At 39.5% G+C, this 20,290-nt stretch carries 17 protein-coding genes and 1 pseudogene; 10 read left to right on the top strand and 8 right to left on the bottom strand.

All coding sequences use genetic code 11. From position 1 onward, the window contains the following. Positions 1–177: 177 nt before the first annotated feature. A complete protein-coding gene (locus FHG67_RS00950; RefSeq protein WP_004495276.1) occupies positions 178–2,034 on the bottom strand; it encodes an OmpA family protein in 1,857 nt (618 codons plus the stop codon). A 110-nt stretch (positions 2,035–2,144) separates the two neighbouring features. Between FHG67_RS00950 and FHG67_RS00945 the strand changes: the two genes are divergently transcribed. Next, a complete protein-coding gene (locus FHG67_RS00945) occupies positions 2,145–3,779 on the top strand; it encodes an ABC-F family ATPase (RefSeq protein WP_002634774.1) in 1,635 nt (544 codons plus the stop codon). Between the two features lie 124 nt (positions 3,780–3,903). Here the strand turns inward: FHG67_RS00945 and rdgB are convergent, their stop codons facing one another. Beyond that, positions 3,904–4,494 (bottom strand): RdgB/HAM1 family non-canonical purine NTP pyrophosphatase, encoded by a 591-nt coding sequence (gene rdgB, locus FHG67_RS00940; RefSeq protein ID WP_004498396.1) that lies wholly within the window; start codon positions 4,492–4,494, stop codon positions 3,904–3,906. 7 nt (positions 4,495–4,501) lie between these two features. Further along, on the bottom strand, positions 4,502–4,840 hold the full coding sequence (locus FHG67_RS00935) for an STAS domain-containing protein (protein ID WP_004495355.1): 339 nt from the start codon (positions 4,838–4,840) through the stop codon (positions 4,502–4,504). 308 nt (positions 4,841–5,148) lie between these two features. Here FHG67_RS00935 and FHG67_RS00925 point away from each other — a divergent pair, with 308 nt between their 5' ends. Then, positions 5,149–6,258: a catalase family protein gene (locus FHG67_RS00925; RefSeq protein WP_004498410.1), complete on the top strand. Its 1,110-nt coding sequence runs from the start codon at positions 5,149–5,151 to the stop codon at positions 6,256–6,258. Between the two features lie 130 nt (positions 6,259–6,388). On the opposite strand, the gene FHG67_RS00920 is transcribed toward FHG67_RS00925, so the two are convergent. Continuing rightward, positions 6,389–6,859, bottom strand: a complete 471-nt coding sequence (locus tag FHG67_RS00920; protein WP_002634781.1) for a nuclear transport factor 2 family protein — start codon at positions 6,857–6,859, stop codon at positions 6,389–6,391. Positions 6,860–7,346: 487 nt separating this feature from the next. Between FHG67_RS00920 and FHG67_RS00910 the strand changes: the two genes are divergently transcribed. Together FHG67_RS00910 and FHG67_RS00905 are read left to right on the top strand one after the other, a co-directional pair. After that, positions 7,347–8,177 (top strand): MBL fold metallo-hydrolase, encoded by an 831-nt coding sequence (locus FHG67_RS00910; protein WP_004498406.1) that lies wholly within the window; start codon positions 7,347–7,349, stop codon positions 8,175–8,177. Positions 8,178–8,217: 40 nt separating this feature from the next. Further along, positions 8,218–9,279, top strand: a complete 1,062-nt coding sequence (locus FHG67_RS00905) for an NAD-dependent epimerase/dehydratase family protein (protein ID WP_004495316.1) — start codon at positions 8,218–8,220, stop codon at positions 9,277–9,279. Between the two features lie 528 nt (positions 9,280–9,807). On the opposite strand, the gene FHG67_RS00895 is transcribed toward FHG67_RS00905, so the two are convergent. Then, entirely contained in the window at positions 9,808–10,908 is a 1,101-nt protein-coding gene (locus FHG67_RS00895) for an SH3 domain-containing protein (protein ID WP_142499600.1), read from the bottom strand. A 1,423-nt stretch (positions 10,909–12,331) separates the two neighbouring features. Between FHG67_RS00895 and FHG67_RS00890 the strand changes: the two genes are divergently transcribed. Together FHG67_RS00890 and FHG67_RS00885 are read left to right on the top strand one after the other, a co-directional pair. Then, the gene (locus tag FHG67_RS00890) at positions 12,332–12,895 is read left to right on the top strand and encodes a tetratricopeptide repeat protein (RefSeq protein ID WP_004496345.1); all 564 of its coding nucleotides are present in this window, start codon (positions 12,332–12,334) and stop codon (positions 12,893–12,895) included. 394 nt (positions 12,896–13,289) lie between these two features. Then, positions 13,290–14,117, top strand: a complete 828-nt coding sequence (locus tag FHG67_RS00885; RefSeq protein WP_002556370.1) for an aldo/keto reductase — start codon at positions 13,290–13,292, stop codon at positions 14,115–14,117. 399 nt (positions 14,118–14,516) lie between these two features. Here the strand turns inward: FHG67_RS00885 and FHG67_RS00880 are convergent. Next, positions 14,517–14,734, bottom strand: a pseudogene (locus FHG67_RS00880) (tRNA pseudouridine(13) synthase TruD); the annotation flags it as partial. Between the two features lie 392 nt (positions 14,735–15,126). Here FHG67_RS00880 and FHG67_RS00875 point away from each other — a divergent pair. Together FHG67_RS00875 and FHG67_RS00870 are read left to right on the top strand one after the other, a co-directional pair. Then, the gene (locus tag FHG67_RS00875; protein WP_002619650.1) at positions 15,127–15,576 is read left to right on the top strand and encodes a MarR family winged helix-turn-helix transcriptional regulator; all 450 of its coding nucleotides are present in this window, start codon (positions 15,127–15,129) and stop codon (positions 15,574–15,576) included. Positions 15,577–15,780: 204 nt separating this feature from the next. Further along, on the top strand, positions 15,781–16,224 hold the full coding sequence (locus FHG67_RS00870; RefSeq protein ID WP_004496317.1) for a DoxX family protein: 444 nt from the start codon (positions 15,781–15,783) through the stop codon (positions 16,222–16,224). 78 nt (positions 16,225–16,302) lie between these two features. Here FHG67_RS00870 and FHG67_RS00865 read toward each other — a convergent pair whose 3' ends face one another. Beyond that, on the bottom strand, positions 16,303–18,042 hold the full coding sequence (locus tag FHG67_RS00865; protein ID WP_004496312.1) for a GMC oxidoreductase: 1,740 nt from the start codon (positions 18,040–18,042) through the stop codon (positions 16,303–16,305). Positions 18,043–18,241: 199 nt separating this feature from the next. On the opposite strand from FHG67_RS00865, the gene FHG67_RS00860 reads away from it, so the two are divergent. After that, positions 18,242–18,520, top strand: coding sequence for a GNAT family N-acetyltransferase (locus FHG67_RS00860; RefSeq protein ID WP_004496347.1), 279 nt, complete (start codon positions 18,242–18,244; stop codon positions 18,518–18,520). Next, positions 18,517–18,852 carry a VOC family protein gene (locus tag FHG67_RS00855; RefSeq protein ID WP_004496318.1) on the top strand — a complete coding sequence of 112 codons (336 nt, stop codon included), beginning with the start codon at positions 18,517–18,519 and terminating at the stop codon, positions 18,850–18,852. Before FHG67_RS00860 ends, FHG67_RS00855 begins: the two co-directional genes overlap by 4 nt. Here the strand turns inward: FHG67_RS00855 and FHG67_RS00850 are convergent. Beyond that, positions 18,849–20,087 (bottom strand): BaiN/RdsA family NAD(P)/FAD-dependent oxidoreductase, encoded by a 1,239-nt coding sequence (locus tag FHG67_RS00850; RefSeq protein WP_004500593.1) that lies wholly within the window; start codon positions 20,085–20,087, stop codon positions 18,849–18,851. The two genes, FHG67_RS00855 and FHG67_RS00850, sit on opposite strands and share 4 nt — an antisense overlap. Between the last annotated feature and the right edge of the window lie 203 nt (positions 20,088–20,290).

Genomic DNA, 20,290 nt, shown 5'->3' with positions numbered 1-20,290 from the left:
ATGTCGCTCTTACAAAAGACAATTCTGAGACTCTTAATACATTTCTTGATTTAACCCACGTTTTTCATGTTCAGAAAGGACGCTATTTTGTCTTAGAAATCCGCATGAGTTCGATCACGAAATAGGGAATAAAATCGCACTAGTAAACTTTCGGATACTTTGTAAATTAACGTATTCTCATTTCCTTTTGAGAATGGTAAAGTTCACCCTTCTATTTTTTCTACGCCCTTCTTCGGAGTCGTTTTTGCTCAAAGGAACACTGTCTCCGAAACCTCGGGTTTTAATTCTTTCCATAGGAATCGAATGCTTTTGAGAAAGATATTCGGCGATCGCTATCGCACGTTTTTCGGAAAGAAGAAGATTATCTTTTTTCTTTCCGACGTTGTCCGTATGACCTTCGATTTGAATTTTAATATCTGGATTTTCTTTCATAATCTCGGCGAGGCGATTAAGTTCCGGCTCCGATTCAGGGACGATTCGAAAACTTTTGGATTCGAAAAATAAATTATTAATTTGAATTGTTCCGCGTTCTTGAATCGGAGGAAGTTGCAAAAGAACCTCCACTTTCTCGGAGAAATTCTTTTTGGAACTTAAATTCAAATTTTGTGATACAGGAAGATACCCCTTCTTCTGAGCGTAAAAGCCGTAATTTTCTCCGAAAGGAAGAATGATAGAGAAGTTTCCGGTGGAAGGATCGCTTTTTGTACTTCCAATTTTCTCGTGAGACTTTAGAGATTCGTAATGTATATCGGCAGAGAGAGGATTTCCATCTGTGTCAGTCACCTTTCCATTTACAACCACTACTTTTTCGGGACGCATTTCCTTCGGAAGATAGGCCATAAACAACTGACCGTCCTTACTGATATAAGCCCAGTCGCTGTTCGCGGGAATAGAAAAGAAATTCACACCTTTCAGGTTTTCCGAAACTTCGATTGGTTTGGTCCATTGATCCCAAGCGTCTCCGATTCTTTTCGTCATATAAATGGAAATCCCTTTGTGTCCGTCGCTGGAAAAATAAAGAGTTCTATCATCGCTTGCTAAAAACGGAGCCATCTCTTCGTGATCCGTATTGATAACTTCGCCTAAATTTGTTCCCAAAGGAAAGGTCCCGTCGCTTAACATTTTACTCACATAAAGATCTAATTTCCCCTTGGAATCTTTGTGTTGGGAAGAATAGATCAAAATTCTTCCCGAAGAAGAAAGAGTGGAGCCCCCGAAAACTTCCTGGCTTGAATCGTTTTTCTTTCTGTAGAGATTATAAAAATCAGGAAACTTTAATATACTTGGCTTAGACCAGGAATCCTTTTCCTTAAAACTTTTATAAAGAGGAACCCTTCTTGTAATCTGCTTCGTTTTTTCATCGTATTCGGCTCTAAGTTCCTCGATCTTTTTTCTGTATTCGTTGGAGTTTTTGGACGAACGAGCCGCCAATTCCCCCTTTGCTTCGAAGTCTTTTCCAAGTTCGTCTAAAAGTTCTTTTTCGCCGAACGTTCCGAAGACGAAGAGTTCGTTTCCTCCCGGCAACGCGGAAATGACGGCCGAGGGCATTTCATTGTTCAAAGGTGCGTTCATTTCTTTTCCGTCTTCCCAAAATCCTTTCTCGTCTAGTTTCGAATACCAGATCTTCTGAGTTCCCGATTTGCCGCGTTTGATATAAGCGGTCCAGAAAAGGTATTTCCCGTCCGGAGAAACGGTCGGATTGAATGCGAAAATATTACGATTTACGTAATCGGGAATTTTTTTAATCGTCCAAGGTTCGATTTCTTTCGAGTTGAGAAACGGATAGATCTCGTAACGAATCGGATTGCAGGTGGACCCTTTCATACTGCAGAGAATTCTTACGGTTTTATCATTGAGTTTTGAAAGTTCCGAAGTAATCTCATTGGACTCGATTGGAATATATGCGTTTTCCGTACTGAGTAATTTTCCAAATTGAAGAATTTTTCCGATCCATAATTGATCCTCGGCCTGAAGACCGGTTAGAAATGGAAAACTTAGAATCAAAGGGAGAACGGATTGAAGTTTAGAACGCATATGTTTTCAACTTCGGTAAAATTTCGAAAGTTCTTAATTCTACTTTTTATTGGCAAAAAACCCTATCTTGAAAATCATGGTCATGATTCTTCCCTGGCAGGTATTCTCAAATGATCAGCACTTCCGGATTGACCCTAAACTTTGGTAAAAAAGTTCTTTTTGAGAACGTTACTGTAAAGTTTAAGGAAAATTGCAGATACGGACTGATCGGAGCGAATGGTTCCGGTAAGTCAACGTTTATGAAAATTCTCGCGGGAATAGAACAAGGCGCCAGCGGTTCCGTTTCGATCGATGCGGGAATAAAAGTCGGGTACTTGAAACAGGATCACTTCGAATATGAAAACGAAACCGTACTCAATACGGTCATTATGGGAAACAAGGAACTTTGGGAAGTTTCTCAAGAAAGAGACGCAATTTACTCAAAACCGGAAATGTCGGATGAAGACGGAATGCGCGTTTCCGAACTCGAAGAAAAATACGGAGAACTCGGAGGTTACGAGGCGGAAAGTACTGCCGGAGAACTTTTGGAAGGACTAGGAATTCCCACAACGAGTCATACCCAAACTCTTGCGTTTTTAACCGGAGGTTTTAAACTCCGTGTTCTTTTAGCTCAAGTATTATTTCAAAAACCGGACGTTCTTCTTTTAGACGAGCCTACCAACCACTTGGATATCAAGACGATTCATTGGCTGGAGGAGTTCTTAACCAACTATCGCGGAGTTGTTATCGTAATTTCTCACGACCGTCACTTTATCAATTCGATCGCGACTCATATCGCGGATTTGGATTACCAATCTCTTACGGTTTACCCTGGCAATTACGACGATTATATGGAAGCCTCCACGATGGCTCGTGAAAGACTTCTCGACGAAAACAAACGTAAAAAAGAAAAAATCGCCGAACTTCAAGACTTCGTAAACCGTTTCAGCGCGAATGCGAGTAAGTCGAAACAGGCAACCTCCCGGCAAAAACAAATCGAAAAGATCAAACTCGATGATATCAAACCTTCATCCAGGGTCTCTCCTTACATTCGTTTTAAGATGAAAAAACCTCTCGGCAAGGACGTGATCATAGCGGAAAATATTTCAAAATCCTACGATAGGCCCATCTTCAAGGATTTTACGATCAACATCACCAAGGGCGAAAAGATTGCGATCATCGGGACCAACGGCGTCGGAAAAACGACACTCTTAAAAACACTAATGAAACAGATCGAACCCGATGCGGGAAAGGTCTCGATGGGAGATTCGGTTACGTCTTCGGTTTTTCCACAGGATCACAGGGAAGGCATATTAGAAGATTCTGATACGCTTGTAGAATGGCTTTACAGATACGCCGATCCCGGAACCGAGATGGAGGAGATCCGTGCGATTTTAGGGAGAATGTTATTTAGCGGAGATATGGCTAAAAAATCCACGAATGTTCTTTCCGGAGGGGAAAAGTCCAGACTGATCATCGGAAGAATGATTATCTCCGGAGACAATCTTTTAGCTCTCGACGAACCCACGAATCACTTGGATTTGGAAACGATTGAGGCGCTAAACTACGCCTTATCCATATTTGAAGGAACCGTAATTTTTGTTTCACACGACCGGGAATTTGTGTCCTCGCTCGCGACTCGCGTGATCGAAGTTTCCACCGAAGGAATCCGCGATTTCAAAGGAACTTACGAAGACTTTTTGGAAAGAGAAGGCGCCGAATTCTACAAACGTTTGTCCGGCGGCCCGGTCCTCGCGGAAAGTTGACAGAGATTTTACAAAGCCTATAATCTTTGCGGACAAAGCTAACTCACTGAATAATTGTAACTGATTTCTTTTCAGGTTTTTGGGACAGACTTTAAATCTTTTGGATAAATTATGGAAGATGTTTTTACGATTTCGTTTTTAAGAATTTTAAAAATCCTTCCAAAGCTTTTCTTCTATGGGAAACCGAATTTTTTTCCGCTTCCGAAACCTGTGAAAAAGGCTTTTGAAAGGGAGGATAAATAAAAATAGGGTCATATCCGAAACCGTACATTCCGATTCTATCATATTCTTTCGAAATGATTCCTTCGCATCTGCCTTCAAAACTTTGTTCGGTGGTTTCGTCTACGTAAGCGATAACACAAATGTAATGTGCCCTACGGTCCGAATTTTCTTTCATTTTTTCCAAAAGGAGAAGGGCACGATCCTCGTCTTTTAGACTAGGGCCTCCGAATCTAGCGGAATAAATCCCCGGTTCTCCTCCAAGCGCTGAGACACAGATTCCGGAATCGTCCGCAATGGAAGGAAGTTTCGTCAAACGAAACAGTTCTCTCGCTTTAATGAGAGCGTTTTCCGCAAATGTAAAACCGGTTTCTTCGACGTTAAAAGAAATTCTCAGATCATTAGGAGTAAGGATCTGAATTCCTAACTCGGAAAGGATGAAACCAACTTCCCTTACCTTGTGCTGATTGTTTGTGGCAAAGGCGATTTGTTTCAAGAAAAGATCAGCGATTCAGCTTAAATTCGTCGAATGCATCTTCGATATTAGGAACTATTTTAAAAACCTTATCCAACATCGTGATCTCAAAAAGCTGTAAAAGGTCCTCGTCGTTGACTACAATGATGATGTCCCCTTCCGCACTTTTAAATTTCTTTTTATAAGAAACAATGATACCTAGCGCGGTAGAACAGATGTGATTCACTTCCGTCAAATCGATGATAACTTTCGGACTTGGATCGAAATTGTGCTCACTTAAGTTTCGGTCCAATTCTTCACTGTCTGATTGAAGAATGGATCCTGCAATTTTTATGATATGAATATCGTCTTGTACGGTTATTTCCATGGTTGTCCCGTTACTTCTGTGGCTGTTTGAATTTTGTTTTTCAACAAAAAAACGAAATTTGAATCGGATTTTTGGCGCGTTTTTTGAGAATTCAGCTTTTTCCTATGTCCCTTGAAAGAAAAAATCTTCAATTTTTACCTTCTTTTCATTCTCGTTCTATCAAATTTTAAATCTAAAAAGCCGATTTTTTTCTTTCTAACTTCCCTCTCTGAGAAAATAAAAACGCTGGATTATCATTCCTCAAAAATAAAAGAGAAGAATTTTTCTAAAGTTCATGATTCGATCTTTGGATTAATCGGAGTGTAATGATGGGAAAAAAAATCGGATATATAACGCTTGGGGTTTTCCTTTTACTCCTGCTGCTCTATCGAGTGGGACAAGGACCCAGAGTTAAAATCCCGAGGGATCTAAAACCAGGAGAGGAATTTACTTTTCCGGGAGAGGAAAAAACAACAGAAGACACACTCGCACTTTTAATTTCCTCTCTCAAAGAAAAATATCCCCAAGGTAGCGAAACAAAACGGGACGCACATCCGTTTGCACACGGTTGTGTCAAAGCGAGTTTCACTGTATCCTCTTCTATTCCCGAAGAATTCAAATTTGGAATATTCAGTTCTTCTAAAACATATCCAGCTTGGATTCGTTTTTCAAACGGCTCCATTACGAAAAAACCGGATCAGGAAGGAGATATTCGAGGAATGGGAATCAAACTCTTGGAGGTCCACGGCCCTAAATTGGCGACAGACGAAAGACGAACCCAAGATTTTTTACTGATCAATCATCCCGTTCTACCCGCGGGTGCGCCGGACGAATATCTGGCCTTGTTTAAAGCGGCGTTTGTAAAACGACCCATGTCCTATTTTTTCGGCGGAATGCCTTGGAACTGGAAATTGACCGCCTTGAAAGAAGCTGTTTCTATTCGAAGAAAAAAAATTCCAGATGTTTTGGAAATCCGTTATTGGAGTACAACTCCGTATCGTTTGGGAAAAGACTCCAACGCAGTAAAGTATTCCGTAAAACCTTGCGAAACAAAAAACCCCGAGGTTCCGGAAAATCCAGCGGACGATTATCTGCGCCAAACGATGATTTCTCATCTCAAAGAGAAATCCGCTTGTTTCGAATTTATGATTCAAAAACAGGAAAATCCGATTTCAATGCCAATCGAAGATCCTGCGGTTCACTGGAACGAAAACGATTCTCCGTTTATTCCGGTCGCTAAGTTAGAAATTCCTATACAGGAATTTGCGACGCCGGAAAGGGATTGTTTTTGTGAAAATCTTTCGTTGAATCCTTGGCATTCCTTACCGGAACATCGCCCCTTAGGAGGAATCAATCGCGTTAGAAAAGTTGCATATGAAGCGATTGCAAAGTATAGACACGAACAAAACGGGATAAAACAAATCGAGCCGATCGAATGATGTCGAATTTCCCATACGAAGCACATTCTTCATTAGAAGCTATCTCAAAGATACTTTATCCTTGCTTAAAACACCGATTCCAAATTATTCTAAGATATTTTTGAGATGGCTTCCTAGTAAAAGTTTTGATTTATTTCTGTCTCTTAAGATGTAGGTCCAAATTTCTTCTGGCTTCCGTTTTCACTTTGTTTCGAAGAAAAGGAAGAAATCCCAAAAATAAACCCGGCAAGCCTAGAGCTTGTCTCGACCAACGATAAAATCCAAATCGATCGGTATGTTTTACGATCTTTCCGTCTTTGCATACAAGCTCCGCTCGAATTACGTTATGCACCTTTCTGCCGGTTTTCGAAAAAGTATAGTTCGCCTCCCAAGTTACTCTCCCGGTATCTCCGTCGGATTGAATTTCCCCAAATTTTAACTCTAAATCCTTTCCTCTTGAAACCAACATCTGCCACATTCCCCTGGCTTCGGTCGCATTGAGATTGGAAAAAACAGGATCGTTGAAAATTACGGAATCGGAATAGAGTAAACCCATTTTTGCGGCATCTTTTTTCTGAAAAGCTTCATAAAATTCTTTGGTAACTTCGGCGGCAGATTTCATAGATTCTCCTTAATCTGTGTTAGATCGGTTTCGTATCCGATATATTTTTGAATTTTGTTAGTGAAATTGAGAGGAACTTTTTGTAAATTTTTTTTTCGAAAAGATTTATTCTATGTCGTTCGTTTTACGAAGGAATTTTCCCAAAGCCCGTTTCATAAGTTGAGAATTATTTTTAAATTGTTCGGTAGTTCCCGAAAGAAACAATCCGAACTGACATTCTCGGAACCAACAATGTTCAACTTCTCAAATAAAAGATTTGAACTCTGAAGTCATTACCGGCGCAATATAATAATCTTATATTACAATAGGAAACAGCAACATGCCCAGTTCTTGTACTCCGATTCAAATAGATCTTGCCGATTTCTATCTCTTTGAAATTTTATGAAACATGAGATATTTATTTAAACTTTTATGCTTTTTTCTTTTTAGTTCTTGTACAGTAACTTCACACCCTTTCAGCATAGTAAAATTGGGAAAACCTTTTGATTTGCAAAACCTAAATCAGGTTTCAAAAGGCCCTATTCTTTTTCAGAAGATGATCGCTGCCGACTGGGCTGTGGAACGAAGCGGACTTATCAATTTGAAAGACCCGAAGGCGTCCGTTCTAAAATCCGGAGACGAACCCATCCAAATCTACTTTTATGTGATTGATCACCCCAAGTTTGGGAGATATTTAATCGATACCGGCATCGCAAAAGTTTTTCGGAAAGATCCGAAAGAGTGGCCAATCTCTGCGATCATTGTGTCCCTAATGAATACCCAAGCTCTCAAGGTTCGACTGACTGCGGACGAATGGTTGAATAAAAATCCGAAGAAAGTGGAGGGCATTTTTATGACTCATCTGCATTTGGATCACATTCTAGGAAGTGCGGACTTTCAACCTAACGTTCCTATGTATATCGGTCCTAAAGAGGCGACCAATAAAAGGTTTCTCAATTTATTCGTTCAGAAAACCACCAATCAACTGTTAGGTGAAAATCCGGCTCTCCACGAACTAAGTTTTCAAGAAAGTCAAGAAGCTCCCTCTTTCCGTACCCTTGATTTTTTCGGAGACCAATCTTTATTGATTTTTCACATGGAAGGCCATACTAAAGGAAGTCTTGCATTTTTAGTCCAAAGTGAATCAGGATATCAGCTTGTTTTGGGGGATTCTTGTCATACGAGTTGGGGATGGGAGAACAACGTGACTCCTGGGGATTTTACGGAAGATCAGGAAATGAACAGGATAAGTTTGGACTTTTTAAAAAATCTGGTTTCAAAGTTTCCGGAAATCCAAGTGCATCCGGGACACCAAAGTATAATAGTAAATTCTAATTAATGAATCTTGAACGATTCAAAAACTCTTTTGGAAAAAAATTATGAAAGAAATCGACCGTTCTAAACCGGTTCTCGTCACGGGAGGCGGGGGTTATATAGCTTCTTGGATCATTCAATATCTGCTCGAAGACGGAATTCCGGTTCGAGCTACTGTAAGGAATAAGTCGGATTCTAAAAAAATATCTCATCTCCACAGACTTTCCGAACGTTTTCCCGGAAAATTGGAACTTTACGAAGCGGATCTTTTAAAGGAAGGATCTTTTTTAAGCGCGATTCAAGATAAAGGAGGAGTGGAATTGATTCTTCATACCGCGTCTCCTTTTTTTATAGACAGAATTAAAGATCCTCAAAAGGAACTCGTAGAACCTGCAGTTTTTGGAACCAAAAACGTTCTTGAGTCCGCAAATGTGAGTCCTTCCGTTAAAAGGATCGTTTTGACTTCGAGTGTGGCGGCGATTATGGGAGATAACGTAGAAGCTCTTTCCATTCCGAATCATCGTGTTTCCGAAGAGAATTGGAACACAACAAGCAGTTTAACTCATCAGCCATATCCCTATTCCAAAACACTTGCGGAAAAAGAAGCATGGAAAATCGCGAACGCTCAATCCAAATGGGATCTTATTACGATCAATCCTTCGTTCGTGATGGGACCTTCCGTTTCGGATAGAGCGGATGGAACAAGCGTAAACTTTATGCTTTCTATGATTAACGGAAAATATGCTCCCGGAGTTCCGGATATAATGATCGGCTTTGTGGACGTTCGAGACGTTGCAAAGGCTCATATACTCGCGGGATTTACTCCTTCGGCAAAAGGACGTCATATCGTTTCGGCCATTGCGTTAAAATTTTTGGACGTTGCAAAAATAATTCGAGAGAAATATGGAAATCGTTTTCCGACTCCCAAAACCTCTCTTCCTAAATTCCTAACTTATCTGATTGGTCCTTTTTTCGGTTTATCATGGCCGTATATTTCGCGTAACGTTGGGTTTTCCTTTGAAATCGATCATTCTTACAGCAAAAAGGATTTGGGGCTTAATTATAGGCCGATATCAGAAACTTTTGTGGAACACATAGAACAAATTCTTTCTTCTAAGATGCTTTAGTTTTGCGATTTTTGGATATTCGATAGCAGAGAATTTAAGTTTCGAGATCTGAAACGCTTTTGTAAAAAGCGTTTCACCTCAGTTTCTCAAATGAAAGTGTTGTTTTCTATGATCATAACATACTACTCGAACGCAAGAATAAAATACTATGACAAACTTATTTCGAAAATTAGAATATTGGAATCTTCCTCTAAAAAGGCGGGTTTTCCCGATTTGACTTAATTTTTGAGAACCGCTCGCTGTACTTTTGCAAAACCGACCGCTTATTTTCGAGTATCATTTTCACGCGGCCGAGTAGTAATAGAGTTGTTGAAAAATGAATTCTTTATCCGTTTCTGCTTCATTGAAATGGATGTTTGAGGCGGTTTTGCTAATCTGAACCATGGAATTTTCAATAACTCTAATGTTCCAACGGAATTTCCATTAAAACCGCTTTTGCATTTGTTAACTCACGTTAAATTACAAAATCCGTTTTTAAAAGTCTCGAATCGAAAGGCAAAAACAGATTTTTTTACGAAAACGCCAGGATCAGCAAGCGTCCCCACGCGTTAAAAACATAGGTTGTAAACGACCGTTTTTGATTCTTGCAAATTCGTTTATGTACCCATCGTGACCGTAGTGGTGGAAAATAAAAATCGGAGCTCCGTTTTCATCCAAATCGAAAGCGTCTAAAAAATAGTATTGTCCGCCGTAAATCGCTTGTTCGTTCATAAGAATATCAAATTTTTCGAATATTGTTTTTCCCAGGACCTCGTTGTTAAATTCGCGAATCGCCACATAATAGGATTTTTCTTCGGATCCAACCTTGATCGCATATCGAATAAACAGATAATCCTTTGCCGGAGTCTTGATGGTATAAAAGTCTTCCCGGCTTAAAAATTTCAGTTCGGGCTGTTGAAAATGTTTTTTCTTAAAAATGGATTTTGTGGAAATATCCAATAATTGGGAAATTTTTTCGGAAGGGTTGTATAGATCCGATCGGACTTTGTTCCCGATTTTGGAACCAAAAATCGCAAAAACGGAATTTCGAAGAGTATTTATTTTTTTGAATGCAGCTAAACTCCCTTTAACAACTCTAACTTCCTGGCAGCCGGTGACCTCTATTGTTTCGGGGGAAAATTCTCCTGCGATATCCGTTCTTTCATAGGCGAAGGCTTTTTCTTTTGTTTGTAGCACTTTCTTTTCAAGATAATACGCTTCCGCCAAATAATCGTTTGCGGAAAGCCATTGGTTTTGAATTCGAATCGCTAAAGAACGGAACCGGGAACCTTCCGTGTTGGACGATATGGAACCGAAAAGCTTGACGTCTTCAAGATCTTCCGGTTTCGTTTTACTTAAAAATTCCGAAGACACGAATCCTTTTGAACCAGACTTAGCGATTACTTCCTGCCATCCTACCAATTGTGAGTTTTCTTTGGCTATTACGGATTCTCCTCTTTCCAATTGAAAGATCACTTTTCCATCCATTGGTTTTTCCCTTACGTCCAATTTTCCTTCCAAAGTAAGAACGTATCTTGTATCTTGTTCCTCTTCGGCTTGCAGTAAACCGAAGTTGAAACCAAGAAGAATGAAGACAAAACAAATCGGCCCAAGTTTTCGTATTTGTATGAGAGTTCGGATCTTTTTCATGTTCGTTATTTTCCCATGTTGGATATTAAAGAGATGCGATTGGATAAATGGGATTTTCCTACTTTTTTTTCAAAGTCTTTTTATCCCGTTTCACTCCGATTTTATTCTTTCCCGAAAATTAGAATTGATTCACTTTAACGTTTAAATTGTTTAAAGCGAAGAAAAATCCCTACGACTTGTTCTAAAATTCAGATTTACTACTATAAGAAAGACTCAAAACTACAATTTTCATCTTAAATAACGTGAATTCGGTATAACAAATGCGAAAGCGATTATTATGTTGCGATCCACAGAGAGCCGTAACCAACCCCACAAATGCAGAAGGCTCTTGGGATCATAAGGATCAAAAACTGATATTTTTTAAGTGTTCCGACAAGAATCATACTTTGTACTTGTAAAAAGTATGATTTTCTGATAGAGAAAAATTCTCCGAAGTCTTTCCACCCCCTCCCAAAAATCAGGGAAACTCAGGCACAACGCTTCCTAACATCACCTTACCCACAAATTAAGAGGGCTTTTGGTATAATAAGGATCAAAAACTGATATTTTTCAAGTGTTCCGACAAGAATGAGGCTTTTTACTTGCAAAAAATATGATTTTCTGATAGAGAAAAATTTCCCGAGTCTTTCCGCCTCCACCCCCACCCAAAAATAAGGGTGGGAACTAAGTTTCACGGGATTTGTCGGAATTCCGACGGATTTATCTTCGGATCCAAGTACTTGTGGGTAAGGTTATGGCTTCCTAAGGGGCGCGTTGAAGGAACTCAGGCACAACGCTTCCTAAGGGGCGCGTTGAAGGAACTCAGGCACAACGCTTCCTAAGGGGCGCGTTGAAGGAACTCAGGCACAACGCTTCCTAAGGGGCGCGTTGAAGGAGCTCAGGCACAACGCTTCCTAAGGGGCGCGTTGAAGGAGCTCAGGCACAACGCTTCCTAAGGGGCGCGTTGAAGGAGCTCAGGCACAACGCTTCCTAAGGGGCGCGTTGAAGGAGCTCAGGCACAACGCTTCCTAAGGGGCGCGTTGAAGGAACTCAACACAACGCTTCCTAAGGGGCGCGTTGAAGGAACTCAACACAACGCTTCCTAAGGGGCGCGTTGAAGGAACTCAACACAACGCTTCCTAAGGGGCGCGTTGAAGGAACTCAACACAACGCTTCCTAAGGGGCGCGTTGTGGGGTTGATTCTGTTAGAGTAACACTTTAGTTTCTTATTCGCTCAAACTTTCTTACGACCCTGCTCACGTTAAATATTGCAACTTAGGGAAAATATTTCATGCGCTATGGATTGCGGTTCGACTTTTATTTTAAATTTCAACGAAAAATTTATAGAAGACTTAAATTTATAAAATTATTTTTTTGAAAAATTGATTAGAAAATCAATATCCCTCCGACAGTGTTGGTTAAATAGGAAAATTAAAAATTATTTATGAATCAAAGAAAGTTCATTATTCTTTTTGTGGTTATTTTCGGAATTTCCACAAATTACTTTGGAGACGCCTTACCGACAATGGAAGAACAGTCAAAAGCATTTCAATTCAATCAACAAGGTATTGCCTTACTGAGTAAGGGAGATTTTATCCAAGCGCGTTCTTTTTTCGAAAAAGCCTCGAAGCTACACCCCCAATATCCTGAATATATGAATAATATCGGCGTTACTTATTTGAATGAGGGTAAATTAGATCAAGCAATCATTTATTTTACGCAATCAACCGAAAGAAATCCCTCTTATGCAAGAGCTTTTTACAACCTCGGTGTCGTTCATCAAAAGCAGCAGAACAATGAAAAAGCTCTTCAAAACTATCTAAAGACAGTTAATATAGATAACTCCATTACAGAAGCATATTTTAATTTAGGAATTATTTATACTCGTATGGGAAATAAAAAGCAAGCGATTGAAAGTTATCAGAAATTTATTGATACCGCGCCAGCCGAATACGATAAGCCTAAAAAAGATGCAAAATATAAAATTGAAGAACTAAAAAAGGAATGAGAAGACGGAAACAAAAACACCGCAAATAACAACTTCGTTTTAATTATAGAGGATATCAGATAAAACAAAAATAATGCACTTTCAATCGAATTGAATTTACGAGGAGATTTCTTCGGATAATCCAAAATGAATTTACGTAATCTCGTCACTGATCCCTATAAAATAGAGTACCGTTAATGTGAGCACAAATACAACGTTTAGACGCAGAATTTTAGACATTCTATTATATAGAGATAAGTAAAACTAAGTGCAACACTTTCGAAGAATCCGCCAAGAGTTCCAAGTCTTTAGAATATTCTTTTATTCACGATATCATAGAATTATTTTGTCGTTTTTATCTTTAAAAGTTTTGGTTTAGTTTCAGAATCGCCCTAATATCATGGGAAATTCTACGATGCAAAATGTGTTAAACCAAACAGTTACACTCAACAATGGACTTTCAATGCCCATCTTAGGACTTGGAGTTTGGAAAACCAAATCCGGTAAGGAATGCAGAGAGGCAGTCTTAAATGCTTTGGAAGCGGGTTATCGCCATATCGATACTGCGAAAATTTATTCCAACGAAGAAGACGTAGGTAAAGCGATCCGAGAAAGTGGAATTTCAAGAAAAGAGATTTTCATCACTACAAAACTTTGGAATGCGGATCAAGGGTCGGACAAAACAAGAAAAGCTCTTGAAACCAGTCTCGAAAAATTAGGAATCGATCAAATAGATCTTTATCTCATTCATTTTCCGGTAACTTCCCAAAGAATGGATTCTTGGAAAGAATTGGAAAAAGCGTATCACGATAAACTCTGTAAATCGATCGGAGTTAGTAACTACACGATTTCTCATCTTACGGAGTTATTAAAAAATTCTCAGATCACTCCCGCAGTCAATCAAGTGGAGTTTCATCCTTTTTTAAACCAGGCCGATCTATTTGAATATTGTAAAAAGCATAAGATTCAACTCGAGGCTTATAGTCCCCTCGCTCACGGACAAAAAGTCGAAGATCCGAAAATCGTAGAAATCGCAAAAAAATACCACAAAACGTCGGCGCAGATTTTGATCCGCTGGGCAATTGAGCAAAAGATTGTGGTGATCCCAAAATCCGCAAAAAAAGAAAGAATTGTTGAGAACTCAAAAGTTTTCGACTTTAAAATTTCCGAAGAAGATATGAAAATTCTGAATTCTTTGAATGAAAATTTCAGAACTTGTTGGGATCCTTCCGAAGTCGTTTAGCGATCGAAACTTATCTTGCATACAAGAACAAAGTTTTCTATTAGAGTTTTTGAAAAATTAATTCTCATTTGTTTTTGTTTCGTTGAAATAGCGATCCAAGGAGTTTGTTCATATCGGCTATTGAATTTTTTCGACAACTCTATTACTGATCCTGATAAAATAGAATATCTTTAATTTGAGCACAAATCCCGCGTTAGACGGAGAATTTTGGACACTCTATTATGTAGATGAGTAATGATTCGAAAACTGTAGAAGCTATTTCAAAAATACTTTATCTTTGTTTAAAACGCCGATTCTAAGATATTTTTGAGATAGCTTTTAATGAAAACCCGTCTTAAAACTTTAGGATGTGGGAACGTTCTAGAGATCAGTGGTTAGGACTTTACAACAAATATTGAGAGTTGCCGTGTGCCGATCCTTCTTACCTGCAGTCTCGGAGATAGAAAACCTTAGATTCCTTAGAAATTTTCAAAAGAGCAACCGGATTTATGAAGTTGGAATATCGTTCATTTTTCCGATTTTTATATAAAGCCGAAACGGAAAATTTCCTCGACTCGAAAATCTCCCGGATTCTGTTTCAAATCATAAACTAAAAACCCACAGAACCATAACCTTATTCACAAATTAAGAAAATTTTTAGGATAATAAGGATCAAAAACTGATATTTTTCAAGTGTTCCGACAAGAATGAGACTTTTTACTTGCAAAAAGTATGATTTTCTGATAGAGAAAAATCTCCCGAGTCTTTCCGCCTCCACCCAAAAATAAGGGAAACTCAGGCACAACGCTTCCTAAGGGGCGCGTTGTGGGAACTAAGTTTCACAGAGGATTTGTCGGAATTCCGACAAATTGATCTTGAGATCCCATTATTTGTGGGTAACGTTATGCCACAACGGATGACTTGTCACAACTTCAAAATATGGGAACTTTCTCACAAGAAAAATCTTGAATTAAAAAGTTCATTGACCACAAGACACGTTTTAAAATAGTAGTTTAAATTTAAAGTATTTATGGGAACCCACTACAAAGGAAACAATCGGGAAACGGCGGTCCTGAATGCATTTATCAAGCTTAGCCGTTGTTCCGACTCGATTCGTCAGTTGGAAGAAAAGGTTTTCTCGAAATACGGATTGACAACGGGGCAATTTGGTTGTTTGGAAACGCTTATCCATTTAGGTCCGATGTGCCAAAAGGAAATTGGACAAAAGTTATTTTCCTGCGAAGGAAACATCACTCAAATAATTGATAATCTCGAAAAGAGAAAACTCGTTCAAAGAGTTCGGAGCAAAGAAGACAGACGTTATATCATCATTCACTTAACCCCCAAAGGACGAAAACTCGTACAAGAAGCATTTCCTGATCTTTTGGTTTCTCTGATTCACAAGTTCGATTCTTTGTCGGAAAATCAACTTTTAGACCTTGGTGATTATTGTAAGGAAGTCGGATTGAAAGCAGTATGAATTTTTTCTTTCAAGCCAATACTTTGAATATAAACTATTTAACATCAAAATACAACCTAAAGTTACCAAAGGAAGCCTCACATTTTAACAAACTCATTGGAAAATTCAGATGCGTAAAAACCGTTTTCAATGCAGTAAATTGCAGTCATTCACTATCAAAAAAAATAATGAATGAACATTTTGGAATCATTTAGGAGGAAACAAATGCTTCAAAAATTTTTTAAAACAGATTCAGATCTCGGATCTCTGATTCTCAGAGTAGTTGCAGGAGTTGTAATGTTCCCGCACGGAGCACAAAAACTTTTAGGCTGGTTTGGCGGTTTTGGTTTTACCGGAACTATGGGCTTTTTCGTCGGGTTAGGGATTCCTTCACCGATCGCATTTCTCATAATCATCGGAGAATTTCTCGGAGCGCTCGGACTGATCTTCGGTTTTCTTACAAGATTATCCGCGTTCGGAATCGGAATTATCATGATAGGAGCGGCCGTAATTCATTCGCCATACGGATTCTTTATGAATTGGTTCGCGAATCAACAAGGAGAAGGATTCGAATTCCACCTTCTTTACATTGCAATTTCCGTAGTTCTTTTTATCAAGGGCGGCGGAAAAGCTTCCGTGGATTCTCTAATCGAAGAGAAACTCAAATAAGATCCGAATTTATTTTGGAAATCCGCGGAAAACAAATCCACGGCTTTCCGAAAACATTTGAATTTTAGAATATTTTAATCACTTTTTGCTTTTTGCTCTTGGGGTCAGTTTATTCTTACGGGCCCCAGTCGTAGTTGCAGCATTTTTTACCTTACCGAAAAGACCGATAACACCCCACTTTTTTTCGAATTTAAAGTTGAATATCTCTTTCTCTTTCGGAGGCACGAAGGACATCGCTCTTTCTGTAAGAGCCGTGATCGTAAGACTCGGATTTACGCCTAAATTGGCTGGAATCATGGAGCCATCACAAATCCTAAGATTCTGGTAGCCGTAAACCTTGTTTTGAAGATCGATCACACCTGTTTCGGAAGTCTCTCCTATATTACATCCCCCTAATATATGTGCGGTAGCGGGAATATCCAACAAAGCTTCGTTGATACTACTTCTCGCGATCCCTCCCGAAATTTTAGCCAATCTTCTCGCAAACTCGTTTGCAATCGGGATATAAGTGGGAATTTTTTCCCCACTTTCCTGAGTGGAAGAAAGAGTTCTCTTGAACGGCCAGATCCATCTTCTCTTACGAACGATCTCGATACCATTGTCCACCGTTTGCATTACAAGAAGAATGATTGTCCTTCTTGCAAACCCGATAGGATTCAACAAACTGATACTATGAATCGGATGTTTGAGTACTTCAATCAAAAATCGAAGTTGTCTCGGAATACTCCCTCCTCCGTCCACGAGAACCCCCGCGGCTAAACTGTTCATCGCGTCGGCCCCGTCCGAATAACGAACCGGCTCTATGTGAGTATGTTCGTCCGGAAAAACGCTGGAAGTGATCGCAATCCCGTGAGATAGATCCGCTTTCTTATTTTTGAGTGTTACTCCGATTAACGATTCACTGTTGGTTCGAACGACTTGTCCCAGCTGTTTGGAAAGTTTAGGAAGAATTCCTTCCTCTTTCATCTTTAAAAGAAGACCCAAGGTCCCCAAGACACCGGCGGAAAGAACAACGGATTTTACTCTATAGATTTTTTTGGGGTAACCAAAAAAAGAAGTCGTTCTCTCAGTATAAACTTCGTAACCTTCCGAACCGTCTTCACCTAACGGTATCAGCTTGGAAACTTTCGTTTCCGGAAGAACAATTGCTCCCGCTTTTTCCGCAAAATAAAGATAATTCTTATCAAGGGTATTCTTTGCGTTATAACGACAACCGACCATACAACCGCCGCAATCGTTGCAGGAATTTCTCTCCGGCCCTTCTCCTCCGAAAAAAGGATCGATGCCGCTTTTACCGAAGTGAACTCCTACCGGAGTTTTGTTAAACGTATTCTCAATTCCGAAAGTTTTTGCGGTTTCCTGCATATATCGATCTGATTCCCAAGTCTTCGGATTTTCCACAACGCCCAACATCCTCTTCGCAAGTTCGTAGAAAGGAAGGATTCCTTTTTTTCCTCCCATTTTTTGGACGATCTCTTTTTTCCAGAATGGTTCGGGAGGAATATATAACGTATTTGCGTAGACAAGACTTCCGCCGCCCACTCCTGCGCCGCTCAAAACCATTACGTCGTTTAGAAAGTTGATTCTCTGAATTCCAAAGCAAAAAAGTTTAGGAAACCAAAGGAACTTGCGTAAGTTCCAGTTAGTTTTAGGAAATTCGGAGCTGTTCCATCGTTTACCCGATTCTAAAACGGCCACTTTATATCCTTTTTGCGAAAGCCGAAGTGCAGAGACACTTCCTCCAAAACCTGAGCCGACTACGATATAATCGTAGTCGTAAAGAATTTCTTTCCTTTTTAAAGTCGAATCTAAACTCATTGGCAGTCAGTCCTATCGAAGTTTTTTTAGTGGCTTAAAGTCTTTTATTTCCCATAAATGAAAAGCCAAAATTCTTCGAATCGATTTTTTCAAAGTAAAATAGGTTATCTTCAAACCGAAAGGAACGTTTAATCTTGATTTTTAATTTTTGTTCTTCTTTCAGCTTGATGAATTCCTTTCAAATCCTTAGAGTTGAAGAATGAATACGAGAATCATTCATTCCGAGCTAGAATTCAAGTTTTACACTTCTTTGGGCGATCGTGAATCTTATCTATTATACAAAGAAGAAGGCGATATTTGGGACTTAGTTTCGACTTATGTTCCCTCCGAGCTTCGCGGCAAAGGTCTTGCCGCAGATCTTGTACGAACCGCCTTGGATAAGGCTCGTTCCCTGAATAAAAAAATCATTCCAAGTTGTCCGTATATCGTAACTTTTTTAAATAGGCATCCGAATTATAACGATCTGGTCGTAAGATGATACATCATATCGCGATTGGTTCTCCAAATATAAACATTCTCGAAAAATTCTACGAATCGCTTCCCGGTTTGGAAAAAATAAGAGAGAATAAAAATTCGGACCAGTCTCTTCGTTCGGTTTGGTTTCGGGCGGGTGATACGATTCTGATGATCGAAATCGATACGAACACAAAAGGTCCCAAGGCTTTGATTCTCTCCACTTCTTGTTTGAAACCCACAGATCTAAAAAATCTTCCGAAATGGATTCAAGAAAGTGAATATACAAAATACTTTAAGGACCCGGACGGCAATCTTCTGGGATATTCTTCCTATCCGAACCCTTGGCCGTTTTAAACGGAATCGAGAATTCCGCGAGCCGCAATATAAGACGTGGTCCATGCGCTCTGAAAGTTAAACCCTCCTGTAACCCCATCCACATCCAAAACCTCTCCGGCAAAATAAATTCCAGGAACGATCTTACTCTCCATAGTTTTAAAATTCACTTCTTTACGACTGACTCCTCCACAAGTCACAAACTCTTCCTTAAATTCCCCTTTTCCGAAAATCTTAAATCTTGCATCTGTAAGCTCTTCGGTGATTTCATGTAAATCTCTAGAGGATAAGTCGGACCATTTTTTAGACGGATCCATAGAATGAATTTTTAATATTCTTTCCCAATACCTTCTTGGAACTCCTAAAACGGGTGTGCTCGAAATGAGTTTGGAGGGATGAAGTTTTTTTTCCTTTTCGATCCTTTTTCGAACCTCGTCTTTTTTCATTCCGGGAACGAAGTCGACTTTTAGAATTGTTTCGTATTCTTTGTTGAATAATTCCCTTGCGCCTTTTGCGGAAAGTTTTAAGATCGCAGGCCCGCTGATTCCCCAGTGTGTGATAAGCAAAGGACCGATTTGAGAATAACCGAATTCGACAAGAGAACACTCCGTTTTCTCAAAGGTAAGCCCAGACAAATCTTCGAGACGGGAGTCGACGATCTTAAATGTGAACAAAGAAGGAACCGGATCCGATATGGTATGTCCTAGTGCCTGGAGCCAATTCCACGCTTTTCTTCCGGAGCCGGTCGCAAATAATATTTTATTAAATTCTAATGTATCTTCGCTCTTGAGTTTAATTTGAAATTTGGAATCGGGTACCGGTTTCACGGAATGGATCTCCACCCCTATTTTCAGCTTTACTCCAGTCTTTCTTGCCTCTTGCATTAACGCTTGAATTACTGTTTCTGAAGAATCCGTGATCGGAAACATTCTTCCGTCGGCTTCGGGTTTTAATAGGACTCCCCGTTGTTCGTACCATCGGATCGTGTCTTCAGGCCCGAAAATTTCAAAAGCCCAACGGAGTTCTCTTTCACCTCTAGGATAATTTTTACTCAAGATTTCCGGATCAAAACAATGATGCGTAACGTTACATCTTCCACCGCCGGAAATTTTCACCTTGGAAAGAAATTGTTTTCCTTTTTCCAAAAGAGTGACATCGCAATTCCCTTCGGAAGCAATTTGAATCGCTCCGAAAAATCCCGCCGCCCCTCCTCCTATGACTGCAATCTTTGGCCGTTCTTCCGATTTAGAACTCATAATCGGAAATCCTTTATCCGATTTTTATAAGAACTCATTCCTTCCATACAAAAATGAACTTCTGTTTTTGCACTCTGTATTTATCCATAACGTTACCCACAAATTGAAAAGGTTTTTAGAATCAGAAAGATCAAAAACTGATATTTTTCAAGTGTTCCGACAAGAATGAGGCTTTTTACTTGCGAGAAGTATGATTTTCTGAT

The sequence above is a fragment of the Leptospira weilii genome (genome assembly GCF_006874765.1).
Classification (GTDB): domain Bacteria; phylum Spirochaetota; class Leptospiria; order Leptospirales; family Leptospiraceae; genus Leptospira; species Leptospira weilii.
This window is presented reverse-complemented; position numbering and strand designations above follow the sequence as displayed.